Raw genomic sequence first — 12,778 nt, 5'->3', positions numbered from 1 at the left:
GGCACCCTCGACTTCGATCCGATCGGGGGCGGCATCCCCGTCATCGAGCGCACCACGACGGTCGAGATCACCCGCCTGACAGGCGAGTACCTGCCCGTGCCGTATCCCGCGACCGAGGTCACCGGCCTGGTCGGGCGGTGGACCGCGAACGATCTGAACCGCACCGTCACGAGCGACACCACGAGCGCGCTCGGACAGCGGTACGTCGTGGTGTCGCAGGAGCCGCAGACGACCCGCGAGCAGGCCCGCGACGTGATGCCGCGCGTCGAGGGCGGACTCCAGGACTTCCTCTCCCACCCGGGCGACGGCAGGGAGTACGCGTTCAACGCGCTGGCGCTGCCGGACGTGGGCCCCGCGGCGGCCATCCGCGCGCAGACGCGCGAGGTGATCGGCGATGCGACGAACGCCTACGACGCGCTGATCGCGATGCAGTCGTGGTTCCGCAGCAGTGGCGGCTTCACGTATTCGCTCGATGCGCCGGTCGAGGAGGGCTTCGACGGATCCGGCATGGACGCCATCCAGCGGTTCCTCGAGGTGCGCAGCGGGTACTGCACGCACTTCGCGTCGACCTTCGCGGTCATGGCGCGCTCGATCGGCATCCCGGCGCGCGTGGTGGTCGGGTACCTGCCCGGCACCGCGACCGGAGACGAGGTCGACGACCAGGACGTGTACACGGTGCTCGGCTCACAGCTGCACGCGTGGCCCGAGACCTACCTGGACGGCATCGGCTGGGTGCCGTTCGACCCGACCGTCGGCCTCGGATCGCCCACCTCACTGCGCTCGGAGGTCGCGCCGGGCGCCGCGCCGACGACCGGGCCGGATGCGTCGCAGGCACCGACGCCGGTGCCGACCGCATCCCGCGACCTCGAGCGCGACACGGGCGACGCGAGCGCCCCCACCGGCGCCGTTTTCAACCCCGCTGGGCTGCTGCGCGGTCTCGCGATCGCCGCGGGAGCGCTGCTCGTGCTGGCCGTGCCGGCGGTCATGCGAGCCGCGCGCTGGCGGGTGCGGCTCGCCGCCGCGCGCCGGGGCGAGGCGGGCGCGGCCTGGCGCGAGCTGCAGGATCTCGTGATCGACGGCGGCCTTGCTGTCGACGAGAGCGAGTCTCCGCGCGTGTTCGCGGCGCACCTGACGCGCGACTACGGGGTGCCGTCCGCGGCCCTCTCCCCGCTCGTGGCGGCCATCGAGCGGGCGAGCTTCGCGCCGGGCGCGGGCGCCGGGACGTCCGGATCGGCGGGGCCGGATCTCGCCCGCGCTCTCGCGCAGGCGCGCCGTGCGCTGCTTCCCGCGGGACGCGAGCGGCTGCGGGCCTCGCTGCTGCCGCGCTCGCTCGTCGTCCGCCCGCGCGTCACGGAGCTCTGACCGCCGGCTCGTCCGTGCCGTTTCGACGCGCCTCGCTCGCTCGACGAGCAGGCGATGAGACGACCGAGCCGTTCTCGCTGCCGCTGGTCGGGCGAGGAGCGCAGCGACGAGTCGAGACGGCCAGACGCTGCCGGGAGGAATCAGCACCCGCGAACGGAAGAAGCCCCGCACCAGGTGCGGGGCTTCTTCACGGAGCGGAAGCGACAGGATTTGAACCTGCGAGACGAGTTACCCCGCCTACATGGATTCCAGCCATGCTCCTTCGGCCGCTCGGACACGCTTCCAAAGGGCGACTTTATCACGCGAGACCGACCCGTCCCTTCGGCCGCGTCAGCCGGGACCGGTCTCACGCGACGGGCGCGTTGCGCTCGAGGAACTCGTACACCTCGGTCGTGTCGACTCCGGGGAACGCACCGGTCGGCAGCGTGGCGAGCAGCGTGCGCGGCGTGCTGACGTGCGGCCACGCGCCGTCGCGCCAGGTCTGCTCGAGCTGCTCGGGCGGCCGGCGGCAGCACACCTCGACCGCGTGGCGGGACAGGCCGCGGTGCGGGGTGTCGCGGCCCACGAACCACTTGGTGTCCTCGAAGCGCACCCCCACGCTCACCGAGTGGGCGCCCTGCGCCGAGTGCTCGACGCGCGCCGTGCACCAGTACGTGCCGTTGCCCGTGTCGGTGTACTGGTAGTACGGGTTGAAGCGGTCCTCCTCCGTGAACACCACCCGGCTCGTCCAGCGGCGGCAGCACATCTGCCCCTCGATCGCGCCGAGCGGATCCGCGGGGAAGTTCACGTCGTCGTTCTCGTACGCCTTCGTGATCGTCCCCGATTCGTGCACCTTCAGGAAGTGCACCCGGATGCCCAGATGCCGCGTCGCGAGGTTCGTGAACCTGTGGGCGGCGGTCTCGTACGACACCGAGTACGTGTCCCGCAGGTCCTCGATCGAGATGGCCTTGCGCTTCTTGGCGTCCTGCAGCACCTCGACCGCGTGCCGCTCGGGCATCAGCAGGGCGCCGGCGAGGTAGTTCTGCTCGACGCGCTGACGCAGGAACGCGGCGTAGTCCGTCGGCTCGGCGTGCCCCAGCACGCGCGCCGTGAGGGCCTGCAGCACCGCGCTGCGGGGGTCGCCGCGGTGGCGATCCGACAGATACAGCCGACCGTTGCGCAGGTCGAGCACGCTGCGCGTGGTCTGCGGCAGGTCGGGCACATGGTGGATCGTAAAGCCCAGGTGGGACGCGATATCGCTGGTCGCGCGCTGCGTGAGCGGGCCGCCCGGATGTCCGACCGCGCGCAGCAGCTCGTGCGCGGCCCTCTCGAGCTCGGGGAAGTGATTGTCCTGCGTGCGCATCAGGCGCCGCAGCTCGACGTTCGCGCGGCGGGCCTGCTCAGGGGTCGCCGCCCGCTCGTCGTGCAGCCGGTCGATCTCGCCCGACAGCCGCAGGATGGTGCGCAGCACGTCGTCGGGAGTGGACTTCGGGATCCGGAACGGGCTGATCCCGAGCGCCTGCAGGCGGGCGCCGCGCAGCGCGCGCTCGACCCCGATCTCGAGTTCCGCCCGCTCATCGAGCGGCTCGGCCTGCAGGAGCGCGTCCATCGTCGTGCCGAGAGCCTTCGCGATCGTCCGCAGCATCGACAGCCGTGGCTCGCGCCGGCCGTTCTCGATCATGGACAGCTGGCTGGGGGCGCGGCCGACCTGGGCGGCGAGCGCCTCGAGCGTCATGCCGTGCTCTGCGCGGAGGCGGCGGATCCGTCGTCCGATCGCGAGCGCGTCGGCCTCATCCAGTTCTTCGTCGAGCTGCATGCCGCAGATCCTGCCACAGAGATCCGCTCCGCAGAAAGAGCCGAGAACTTCTGTTCGCCGATCCGGTTCGAACCCTTGATCCTTCGCACATGGTGGATCCAACAGCCAGACGTCCCGCCAGGGATCCGAACCGAGGAGCACGAAGATGAGCTATCCGGGAGACCAGATCCAGACCGCCGACGACCTCCGCCTCGAGTGGCGCGCCGACCCCCGCTGGAACGGCGTCCGCCGCGACTACACGGCCGAGGACGTCATCCGGCTGCGCGGCAGTGTCCGCGAGGAGGCGACGCTCGCGCACCGCGGCGCGGAGGTGCTGTGGGAGCGCCTGACGGCTCACCGGGGCGGAGGCGACGCGTTCATCCGCGCGCTCGGCGCCCTGACGGGCAACCAGGCCGTGCAGCAGGTGCGGGCGGGCCTGAAGGCGATCTATCTGTCGGGCTGGCAGGTCGCCGCCGACGCGAACCTGTCGGGCCAGACCTACCCCGACCAGTCGCTGTACCCGGCCAACTCCGTGCCTGCCGTCGTGCGCCGCATCAACAACGCGCTGCTGCGTCAGGACCAGCTCGAGACGGCCGAGGGCTCGCGCGGGCGTGACTGGCTCGCGCCGATCGTCGCCGACGCGGAGGCCGGCTTCGGCGGACCGCTGAACGCGTACGAGCTGGCGCACTCGATGATCCAGGCGGGCGCCGCGGGCATCCACTGGGAGGATCAGCTCGCGAGCGAGAAGAAGTGCGGCCACCTGGGCGGCAAGGTCCTCGTGCCGACCCAGCAGCACATCCGCACGCTGAACGCGGCGCGCCTGGCGGCGGATGTCGCGGGCGTCCCGACCGTCCAGATCGCCCGCACCGACGCCCTCGCGGCCGACCTGCTCACAAGTGACGTGGATGAGCGCGATCGCGCGTTCCTCACGGGCGAGCGCACAAGCGAGGGGTTCTACCGCGTGCGCAACGGCATCGAGCCGGTCATCTCGCGCGGCCTCGCCTACGCGCCGTACGCGGACCTGCTGTGGGTCGAGACCGGCACCCCCGACATCGAGCTCGCGCGCGAGTTCGCCGCCGCGGTGCACGCCGAGTTCCCGGGCAAGATGCTCGCCTACAACTGCTCGCCGAGCTTCAACTGGCACCGCGCCCTGACCGACGCGCAGATCGCGTCCTTCCAGGACGAGCTCGGCGCGCTCGGCTACCGGTTCCAGTTCATCACGCTGGCCGGCTTCCACGCCCTGAACCACTCGATGTACCAGCTCGCCCGCTCCTACGCCGAGACGGGCATGACCGCGTACGTCGAGCTGCAGGACGCCGAGTTCGCGGCCGAGGCCGAGGGCTACACCGCCACGAAGCACCAGCGGGAGGTCGGCACGGGCTACTTCGACCACGTGTCGACCGCGCTCAACCCCACGAGCGCCACTCTCGCTCTCGCCGGCTCCACCGAGACGGCCCAGTTCCACTGAGGCCCACCAGGCCCGGATACCGACGACTTTCATCTGGAGGACATCATGACCATCACCGACATCGCTCCCCCGCCCCGCGCGATCCGTCAGGAGCCTCAGCGCATCGCGCCGACCCTCACGGTCGTCGGGCCGCTGCTCGACCGGTTCGAGGAGATCCTGACCGGCGACGCGCTCGCCTTCGTCGCGCAGCTGCACGAGCTGTTCGCCGGGGCGCGCTACGACCGGCTCGCCGACCGGATGCGCCATGGCTACGAGATCGGCAACGGCCGCGACCCGGGGTTCCGCGAGGACACCGCCCGCATCCGCGCGGACGCCTCATGGCGCGTCGCGGGCGCAGGCCCGGGGCTCGAGGACCGTCGCGTCGAGATCACGGGCCCGACGGATCCGCGGATGACGATCAACGCGCTGAACTCGGGGGCGCGCGTGTGGCTCGCCGACCAGGAGGACGCCACGAGCCCGACGTGGCGCAACGTGATCGGCGGCCAGCTGTCGCTGTACGACGCGATCCGCGGGCAGCTGACGTTCACGTCGCCGGAGGGCAAGCGCTACGAGGTCACCGCGGAGCGCACGCCGACGATCGTGATGCGCCCGCGGGGCTGGCACCTGGAGGAGCACCACATGCACTTCACGGACCAGTACAAGCGCACGATGGCGGCGTCCGGATCGCTCGTCGACTTCGGGCTGTACGCGTTCCACAACGCGCAGGCGCTGATCGGGCAGGGGCGCGGGCCGTACTTCTACCTGCCGAAGCTCGAGTCGGCGGAGGAGGCCCGCCTGTGGGATCAGGTCTTCACGTTCACCGAGCACTACCTCGGGATGCCGCACGGCACGATCCGCGCGACCGTGCTGATCGAGACGCTGCCGGCCGCGTTCGAGATGGAGGAGATCCTGTACGAGCTGCGTGACCACTGCGCGGGCCTTAATGCGGGACGCTGGGACTACATCTTCTCGATCATCAAGACGTACCGCGGCCGCGGCTCGCGCTTCGTGATGCCGGATCGCAACCAGGTGACCATGACGGTGGATTTCATGCGGGCCTACACCGAGCTGCTCGTCAAGACGTGCCACAGGCGCGGGGCGCACGCGATCGGCGGCATGAGCGCGTTCATCCCGAACCGGCGCGATCCGGAGGCCAACGCGCGGGCCCTCGAGCAGGTGGCGGCCGACAAGCGGCGCGAGGCCGCGGACGGCTTCGACGGCACGTGGGTGGCGCACCCCGACCTCATCGCGGTCGCGCGCGCGGAGTTCGATGCCGTGCTCGGATCGCGGCCGAACCAGCTCGACCGCCGGCGCGACGACGTGCAGGTGTTCGAGCGGCACCTGCTGAACCTGTGGATCGGCCGTCCGATCACCGACGCGGGCGTGCACGCCAACGTGTCGGTCGGGCTGCGTTACATCGAGGCGTGGCTGCGCGGCCAGGGCGCGGTGGCGATCGACGGCCTCATGGAGGACGTCGCTACGGCCGAGATCTCGCGTTCGCAGATCTGGCAGTGGATCCGGCAGGAGAAGTCGACCGAGGAGGGCACGCTCATCACGCGCGAGCACGTGTCGTCGCTGGTCGACCGAGTGCTGGCCGAGGTCGGTCGCCACGACGGCGACCGGTTCGATGAGGCGGCTGAGGTGTTCCGCGACGTCGCGCTGTCGGAGGGCTTCCGCCCCTTCCTCACCACGCGCGCCTACGCCGAGCATCTCGTCGAGACCGCCTGAATCCGGGCGGCGCGATCCGCCGCCGTGGGGCGCCCCGCTTTGCTGCAGCGGGGCGCCCCTCCTCGAGCCGCCCCCCTTCAGGCGAGGTGGCTTGTCGGCGCCGCTCCGGCGTCTCTCTCACTCGCCGCTCATGCCCGCCGCGACTCGTGGGCGGCGATCGCGAGCTGCACCCGATTGTCGAGGGCCAGCTTGGCCAGGGCACTCGAGATGTAGGCCTTGACGCTCCCGACGGACACGTGCAGGCGCCCGGCGATCTCGCCGTTTCCGAGTCCGTCGGCCACCGCGAGCGCGACATCGCGCTCGCGATCTGTCAGGTTCGCGAGCGGATCCACGCGCGGGCCGGGCGCGGCATCCGCGACGCGGTCGATGAGCTGCCTGAGCACCTCTGGCGACACGGTCGCCTCGCCGGAGGCGGCCTGGTGGATCGCCGCGACGATCCGCTCGGGAGGCGTGTGCTTCAGCAGGAAGCCCGAGGCCCCGGCGGCAAGCGCGTCCAGCACGACCGGCTCGGCGTCGAACGTGGTGAGCATGATCACCGCCGGGTGCGGCCCGGCACGCCGGCGCATGCTGCGAAGCGCCGAGATCCCGTCGAGGCGCGGCATCCGCACGTCGAGCAGCACGACATCCGGGTGCTCCCTCTCGACCATCTCGAGGAGGTCGACGCCGTCTCCCGCCTCCGCCACGATCCGGATGCGCTCGTCACCCGCCAGGAGCATCCGCAGCCCGGCACGGACGAGCGGATCGTCGTCGACCACTGCGACCGTCACGTCAGCGGTCATCGCGACGCCCCCTTCGGAACAGCTCCGCAACGGCGCGGAACTCGCCGTCGGCCACCTCGGTCCCGAACGTACGCCGTCGAGGCGCACGCGTTCGGCGAGCCCGACCAGACCGCTTCCCGCGCCGCGGGAGACGTCGAGCCACGTGATGCCGGGCGGCACCGGGTTCGTCGCGACGATCACGAGCCGGTCGCGATGCTGCGTCAGCCGCAGCGTCACTGTCGCCGCGGGGGCATGTTTGCGGGCATTGGTGAGCAATTCCTGCACCACCCGGAAGGCCGTGCGCTGCGTGGTGTCGCGCAGCTTCTCGGCACGGACGTCGATCTCGCACCGCACGCGCTGGCCCGCCGCGACCGACTCGGCCAGCAGCGCGTCCAGGTCGTCGAGCCGTGGTTGCGGTGACCCCGTCCCGAGTTCGCCCTCGCTGCGCAGCAGTCCCAGCAGCTCGCGGAGGTCCTCCACAGCGGCCTCGGCGCTCTGGCGGATCACCCCGGTCGCGTCGGCAAGCTCGGCCGGAGAAGGCGGGTTGCCCGATCCGGCACGGTAGGCGAGGGCGCCGGCGTGCATCGAGAGCAGGGAGATGCGGTGGGCGAGCACGTCGTGCATCTCCCGCGCGATCCGCTCCCGCTCGTCACGCCGCACGGTCGCGAGCCGCTGCTCGTACCGCTCCCGATCGCGTTCGGCCGATTCGCGCAGCCCGATGATCACCTGGCGCCGCGCTCGCCCGAGCAGGCCGATGCAGAACGACAGCGCGTACATCAGCGGGATGATGATCAGCCACACGACCCAGGGCATCCCCGGGATCGGCAGCACGGCATGGTACGGGAGCGCGACGAGGATGTGCACCAGGACCAGGAGCGTCGACGGCAGGATCGGAGCGAGCAGTCCCATCCGGCCGACCGCGACGAGCGTGCCGATCATGGCGGAGGCCGCGAGCGTGCCGGGGATGATCGCGAGCGCGCCGACGAGCAGAGGTCGACGCCGGGTCCACCAGATGAGCGCCGTCGCCACGATGCCGAGGGCGAAATCCCAGGGCCACCATGCCGTCGGCACCTGCGGATTGCCGAGCGGCGCGATCGCCCACATCAGCGCCGCGAGCGCCGTGAAGGCGATGTCACTCGCCCACTCGCCCCGCGTGCGTCCCGCGGCGGGCGACAGCCGCCCCAGGGTCGCGCGCAGCCTGCTCGACATGATTCCGATGCTACGAGCGCTCACCCGCTCCGCGAGCACAGAGAGGCGGATCCTGGCCGATCGGACGGCGGCTCTGGTCGATCGGCCGTCGCGGCCGTCGCCGTCGCGGGCTGTGATGGGGCCATGACCGATACCTCCACTCACTCGACCCCCGCCCTCGAGTTGCGCGGGTTGCGCCGCGAGTTCGGCGACAAGGTCGCTGTCGCCGACATCGATCTCTCCGTTCCCGCAGGATCGTTCTACGGCGTCGTCGGGCCGAACGGTGCGGGAAAGACCACCGCGCTGTCGATGGCCGTCGGCCTGCTCCGTCCCAGCGCCGGCACCGCGTATGTGCAGGGACTCGACGTCTGGAGCGACCCCGTCGAGGCGAAGCGCCGGCTGGGTGTGCTGCCAGACGGGCTGGCGCTGCCGGAGAGACTGACGGGCGGGGAGCTGCTGACGTACTGGGGACGCTTCCGGAAGATGGACCCCCAGGTCGTCGCCTTACGCACGTCCGAGCTGCTTCGCATCCTCGAGCTCGACGAGGCCGAGAGCCTCGGCACTCTGGTCGGCGAGTACTCCACTGGCATGCGCAAGAAGATCGGCCTGGCGACCGCGCTGCTCCACACACCGCGAGTGCTCGTGCTCGACGAGCCGTATGAGGCGGTCGATCCCGTCAGCGCACGCGTGCTGACCCGCATCCTGCGTCGCTTCACCGAGACGGGCGGTTCCGTCGTCATCTCCAGTCATGTGATGGCGCTCGTCGAGCAGCTGTGCGACCGGGTCGCGATCGTCGCGCAGGGTCACGTGCTCGCACAGGGAACGCTCGACGAGGTGCGCGCAGGCAACAGCCTCGAGGACCGGTTCGTCGAACTGGTCGGCGCGCCCGAGATCGACGAGGAGGAGCTGTCGTGGATCGGGGGCTGATCTCTCTCAAGTTCGCCATGCTGCGCAACAGCTCGGCCGGCCTGCGCCGTGCAGGATGGCTGATCGGCGGCGTGCTCGTCGCGGCGACGTGGGCAGCCGCGGCCCTTGCCGCCACGCACGAAGTGCGGCATTCGGTGCTGACCCTCGTGCTCGCCCTGTGGCTCGTGGGCGGCATGGTCGGCCCGGTGCTGATGAGCGGCGCGGGCGTCGTGCGCGCGGACTTCTTCTCCCTGCTGCCGGTGTCCCGGCTCGCGCTCGGGCGCGGGCTGCTGGTCTCCGTGTTCGTCGGGGTCGCCTCGGCGTTCGTGCTGCTGGCGATGCTCGCACCGGCGTGGCATGCGGCGGTACTCGCGCCGATCGTGGTGCCGATCGCGGTGATCGGCGGCGTGCTGGCATGGGTGCTCGTCATCGTGCTGTCGCGCCTGGTGTACGGGCTGCTCGGCGCGGCGATGAAGTCCCGGCTCGGCATCGAGATCGCAGGCGTGCAGTGGGGCATCCTGCTGGCCGCGATGTTCGCGGGCTGGATCGTCGTCACCGTCGCGTTCCAGTCCGTCTCCCGGCTCCTCTCGGAGGGCCTGCCGGCAGGGCCCATCACGTCGGTGCTCGACGCGCTTCCGACGTCGTGGCCGGTGCTGGCGGTCGAGGCGGCCGCGAACGGCGACATCGGCGGGGCGGCGCTGCTGCTCGGCGCGCTCCTGCTGCTCGATGCGGTGCTGATCGTGGCGACCATCCCGCTGCTCGTGCCGAGTGAGCAGCGCACGCGCCGCCGTCACGGTAGGGTCCGCTCGCCCGGTCTGGTCGCCGGCGGGGGCCTGCTGCCGAAGACGCCGGCCGGTGCCGTGGCCATGAAGGAGCTGCGGCAGTGGCGCCGCGACCCGTGGCGCGCGCTCGAATCGAGCACGGCGCTGTGGACGGGCGCGACCATCGGCATCTTCTGCCTGCTGGGTGGGTACACCGCGCCGGCCGCCCCGTTCGCGGGACTCGTCGTCGCGTTGATGGGCGCTCTCGCGGGTCTGAACCTGTATGGCCAGGACGGCTCGGCCGTATGGCAGCAGGTCGTCGGCGAGCATGACAGTTCGGTGCGCGCCGATGTGCGCGGACGACAGTGGGCGCTCGCGCTGGTGATCCTGCCGCGTGCGGTGATCGTGTCGATCGTGTTCGTGCTGCTGAGCCAGGCGTGGTGGGCGGTACCGTACATCGTGGCGGCCCTGCCGGCGACGATCGGCGCGGCCACGGGCGCGGCGCTGATCACGTCGGCCATCGGGGTGTCGCCGGGTGTGGATCCGCGACGCCGGGTCGGTCCCAACGATGCGAACGGCAATGTCAGCATCCACATCTGGATCGCGCTGATCCTGACGGGGATCGGAATGGCGCCGACGATCGGGATGATCCTGTGGGCGGCGACCGAGCCGACGTGGCCGCTGCTGCTGGCGACGTCCATCGTGGGCGTCCTGAACGCCTTCGCCGCCGCCGGGCTCCTGGGGCGGATCGCGATCGGCTACCTGGACCGCCGGCTGACCGATGTGTTCAGCCGCATCCGGTACGCACGCGTCTTCCGCGACGAGGGCACGACGCTGCTCGACCGGATCGCCGATTCGACGCTCAAGGGCGAGATCCAGTACGCCGCGCAGAAGCAGAGCGAGCGCGACAAGCGCCTGGCACGGGCGCGCGGCTGACCGCGGTGCCGCGCCGTTGACATCCCGGGCGTGTCGCCGCTACGGTGGCAAGTCCGTGCCGCCCGGCGCGGAACGAAGAGGCAGGCCGAGAGGACGACCGTGAGCGCATACCCGCAGCCCACGCCGGTTCAGGGGAACTTCCTGAACCGTGAAGAGTCGTGCCCTCCGGCGCCGGTCGTCTAGGCAGCATCCCGCTGACCTCACGCCCCGCACCGCACAGGTCCGGGGCGTTTTCCTTTCCGCACAGCTGCACACAGCATCGGCACGGAAGCGAGCACCCGGATCCGGACCCGCCGCTCTCCCCCACAAGGAAAGGAATCATGGAGAGGCTCTCGAAGCACCTGCTGTCGTGGGCGTCGCTCCTGGACGAGCTCACGCTCGAGCAGGCGCGCGTCTCGTCGCAGATGCCGTTCATCCACCCGCACCTGGCCCTCATGCCCGACGCCCACCTGGGCAAGGGCGCGACGGTCGGGTCGGTGATCCCCACGCTCGGCGCGATCATGCCCGCGGCCGTCGGGGTCGACATCGGCTGCGGCATGATCGCCGTGCGCACCCAGTTCACCCGCGAGCACCTCGCCGGCCGCGACCTCAAGCCGCTGCGCGAGGCGATCGAGCGCGCGATCCCGCTGTCCGCCGGGCGCGACAACCGCAAGGTCGTCGCCACCGCCGCGCCGCGGGTCGCCGAGCTCGAGCAGCTCGCCGACCGCGCCGGGTTCGATCCGGCGACGTACGCCGGTCACTGGCGTCTGCAGCTGGGGTCGCTCGGATCCGGGAACCACTTCATCGAGGTGTCCGTCGACGAGGCTGACCGTGTCTGGATGTTCCTGCACTCCGGATCGCGGGGCGTCGGCAACAAGATCGCCACGCGCCACATCGCGGTCGCGCAGGATGTCGCGAAGCGCGAGCGGATCGAACTGCCGAACCGCGATCTCGCCTACCTCACGGAGGGCACCGCCGAGTTCGACCGGTACATCCGGGAGCTGCGCTGGGCGCAGCACTTCGCGCTGCTGAACCGGGAGGAGATGATGGATCGCGTCGCGCGGCAGCTCGGGGAGTTCCTCGGCGAGCAGGTGGTCGAGCACGAGCGGATCAACTGCCACCACAACTTCACCGAGAAGGAGACGCACGCAGGGCGCGAGGTGTGGGTGTCGCGGAAGGGCGCGATCCAGGCCGATGCCGGTCGAGCGGGCCTGATCCCCGGCTCGATGGGCACCGCGTCATACGTCGTCGAGGGGCTCGGCAACGAGCTGTCGCTGAACTCGTCTCCGCATGGCGCGGGGCGCGAGCACTCGCGGTCCGCCGCGCGGCGCATGTTCACGCACGCGCAGCTGCGCGAGGCGATGGCCGGCATCGAGTACCGCGACACGGACGCGTTCCTCGACGAGATCCCCGCGGCGTACAAGCCGATCGATCAGGTCATGGCCGATGCGGCCGACCTCGTCTCGATCCGGCACACGCTGCGCCAGCTCGTCAACGTGAAGGGCGACTGACGCGCTCGCAACACGCTCCCTCGCTCACCGAACCGGCTGTTCGCTGAGCGAGGGAGTGCAGCGACCGAGTCGAAACGGCGCAGCCTCCCCGCCCGCTGTGCCGACTCACGCAGGAAGCGGTATCACCTTCGTCTCGTCCCACGGCTCGGCCCAGCCGAGCCGGTCGAACAGCGCGTCGAGCAGCATCGCCGTGAAGCCCCACACGAGGTGCTCGCCGACCGTGAACGCGGGGCCGCGCCACTCGCGTCCATCGCGCCGGATGACCGTCACGCCGCGATACGCCGGATCCAGCAGGTCGGCGACGGGCGCGCGGAAGACGGCGGATGACTCCCCCACGTCGACGACCCGCACGGGCGACGGTTCGCGCCACCACCCGAGCACGGGCGTCACGAGGTGTCGTGAGAACGCGAGCGGCACCTCCGGCAGGG

8 protein-coding genes, 1 tRNA gene and 1 pseudogene are annotated in these 12,778 nt (G+C 71.2%); 6 read left to right on the top strand and 4 right to left on the bottom strand.

Annotated elements, in window-relative coordinates; genetic code table 11:
• The coding region (locus RIF89_RS05625; protein ID WP_309068159.1) for a transglutaminase domain-containing protein at positions 1-1,362 on the top strand (1,362 nt) is incomplete at its 5' end.
• A gap of 195 nt (positions 1,363-1,557) precedes the next feature.
• Here RIF89_RS05625 and RIF89_RS05620 read toward each other — a convergent pair.
• Both RIF89_RS05620 and RIF89_RS05615 read right to left on the bottom strand, forming a co-directional pair.
• Positions 1,558-1,646: transfer RNA gene (locus tag RIF89_RS05620), tRNA-Ser, on the bottom strand.
• Positions 1,647-1,708: 62 nt separating this feature from the next.
• Entirely contained in the window at positions 1,709-3,157 is a 1,449-nt protein-coding gene (locus RIF89_RS05615) for a helix-turn-helix domain-containing protein (protein ID WP_309068158.1), read from the bottom strand.
• A 145-nt stretch (positions 3,158-3,302) separates the two neighbouring features.
• On the opposite strand from RIF89_RS05615, the gene aceA reads away from it, so the two are divergent.
• Complete coding sequence (gene aceA / locus RIF89_RS05610; RefSeq protein WP_309068157.1) at positions 3,303-4,604, top strand: isocitrate lyase; 1,302 nt, start codon at positions 3,303-3,305, stop codon at positions 4,602-4,604.
• 45 nt (positions 4,605-4,649) lie between these two features.
• On the top strand, positions 4,650-6,311 hold the full coding sequence (gene aceB, locus RIF89_RS05605) for a malate synthase A (RefSeq protein ID WP_309068156.1): 1,662 nt from the start codon (positions 4,650-4,652) through the stop codon (positions 6,309-6,311).
• A 128-nt stretch (positions 6,312-6,439) separates the two neighbouring features.
• Here the strand turns inward: aceB and RIF89_RS05600 are convergent, their stop codons facing one another.
• Positions 6,440-8,278, bottom strand: coding sequence for a response regulator (locus tag RIF89_RS05600; protein ID WP_309068155.1), 1,839 nt, complete (start codon positions 8,276-8,278; stop codon positions 6,440-6,442).
• A gap of 123 nt (positions 8,279-8,401) precedes the next feature.
• Between RIF89_RS05600 and RIF89_RS05595 the strand changes: the two genes are divergently transcribed.
• The 3 genes from RIF89_RS05595 to RIF89_RS05585 all read left to right on the top strand — a co-directional run bounded on the left by RIF89_RS05595 (position 8,402) and on the right by RIF89_RS05585 (position 12,350).
• Positions 8,402-9,184: an ABC transporter ATP-binding protein gene (locus RIF89_RS05595; RefSeq protein ID WP_309068154.1), complete on the top strand. Its 783-nt coding sequence runs from the start codon at positions 8,402-8,404 to the stop codon at positions 9,182-9,184.
• Entirely contained in the window at positions 9,169-10,860 is a 1,692-nt protein-coding gene (locus RIF89_RS05590; protein WP_309068153.1) for a hypothetical protein, read from the top strand. The genes RIF89_RS05595 and RIF89_RS05590 overlap by 16 nt, the downstream gene beginning before the upstream one ends.
• A gap of 320 nt (positions 10,861-11,180) precedes the next feature.
• A complete protein-coding gene (locus tag RIF89_RS05585) occupies positions 11,181-12,350 on the top strand; it encodes an RtcB family protein (RefSeq protein WP_309068152.1) in 1,170 nt (389 codons plus the stop codon).
• Positions 12,351-12,455: 105 nt separating this feature from the next.
• On the opposite strand, the pseudogene RIF89_RS05580 reads toward RIF89_RS05585, so the two are convergent.
• Positions 12,456-12,778: pseudogene (locus RIF89_RS05580) on the bottom strand (coenzyme A pyrophosphatase); the annotation flags it as partial.

The sequence above is a fragment of the Microbacterium sp. genome (assembly GCF_031178525.1).
GTDB lineage: Bacteria > Actinomycetota > Actinomycetes > Actinomycetales > Microbacteriaceae > Microbacterium.
This window is presented reverse-complemented; position numbering and strand designations above follow the sequence as displayed.

Excerpts from the sequence above, each read along its gene's own strand:
- RIF89_RS05600 (WP_309068155.1), bottom strand. The coding sequence starts at position 8,278 with ATGTCGAGCAGGCTGCGCGCGACCCTGGGGCGGCTGTCGCCCGCCGCG.
- aceA (WP_309068157.1), top strand. The coding sequence starts at position 3,303 with ATGAGCTATCCGGGAGACCAGATCCAGACCGCCGACGACCTCCGCCTC.
- RIF89_RS05615 (WP_309068158.1), bottom strand. The coding sequence starts at position 3,157 with ATGCAGCTCGACGAAGAACTGGATGAGGCCGACGCGCTCGCGATCGGA.
- aceB (WP_309068156.1), top strand. The coding sequence starts at position 4,650 with ATGACCATCACCGACATCGCTCCCCCGCCCCGCGCGATCCGTCAGGAG.
- RIF89_RS05595 (WP_309068154.1), top strand. The coding sequence starts at position 8,402 with ATGACCGATACCTCCACTCACTCGACCCCCGCCCTCGAGTTGCGCGGG.
- RIF89_RS05585 (WP_309068152.1), top strand. The coding sequence starts at position 11,181 with ATGGAGAGGCTCTCGAAGCACCTGCTGTCGTGGGCGTCGCTCCTGGAC.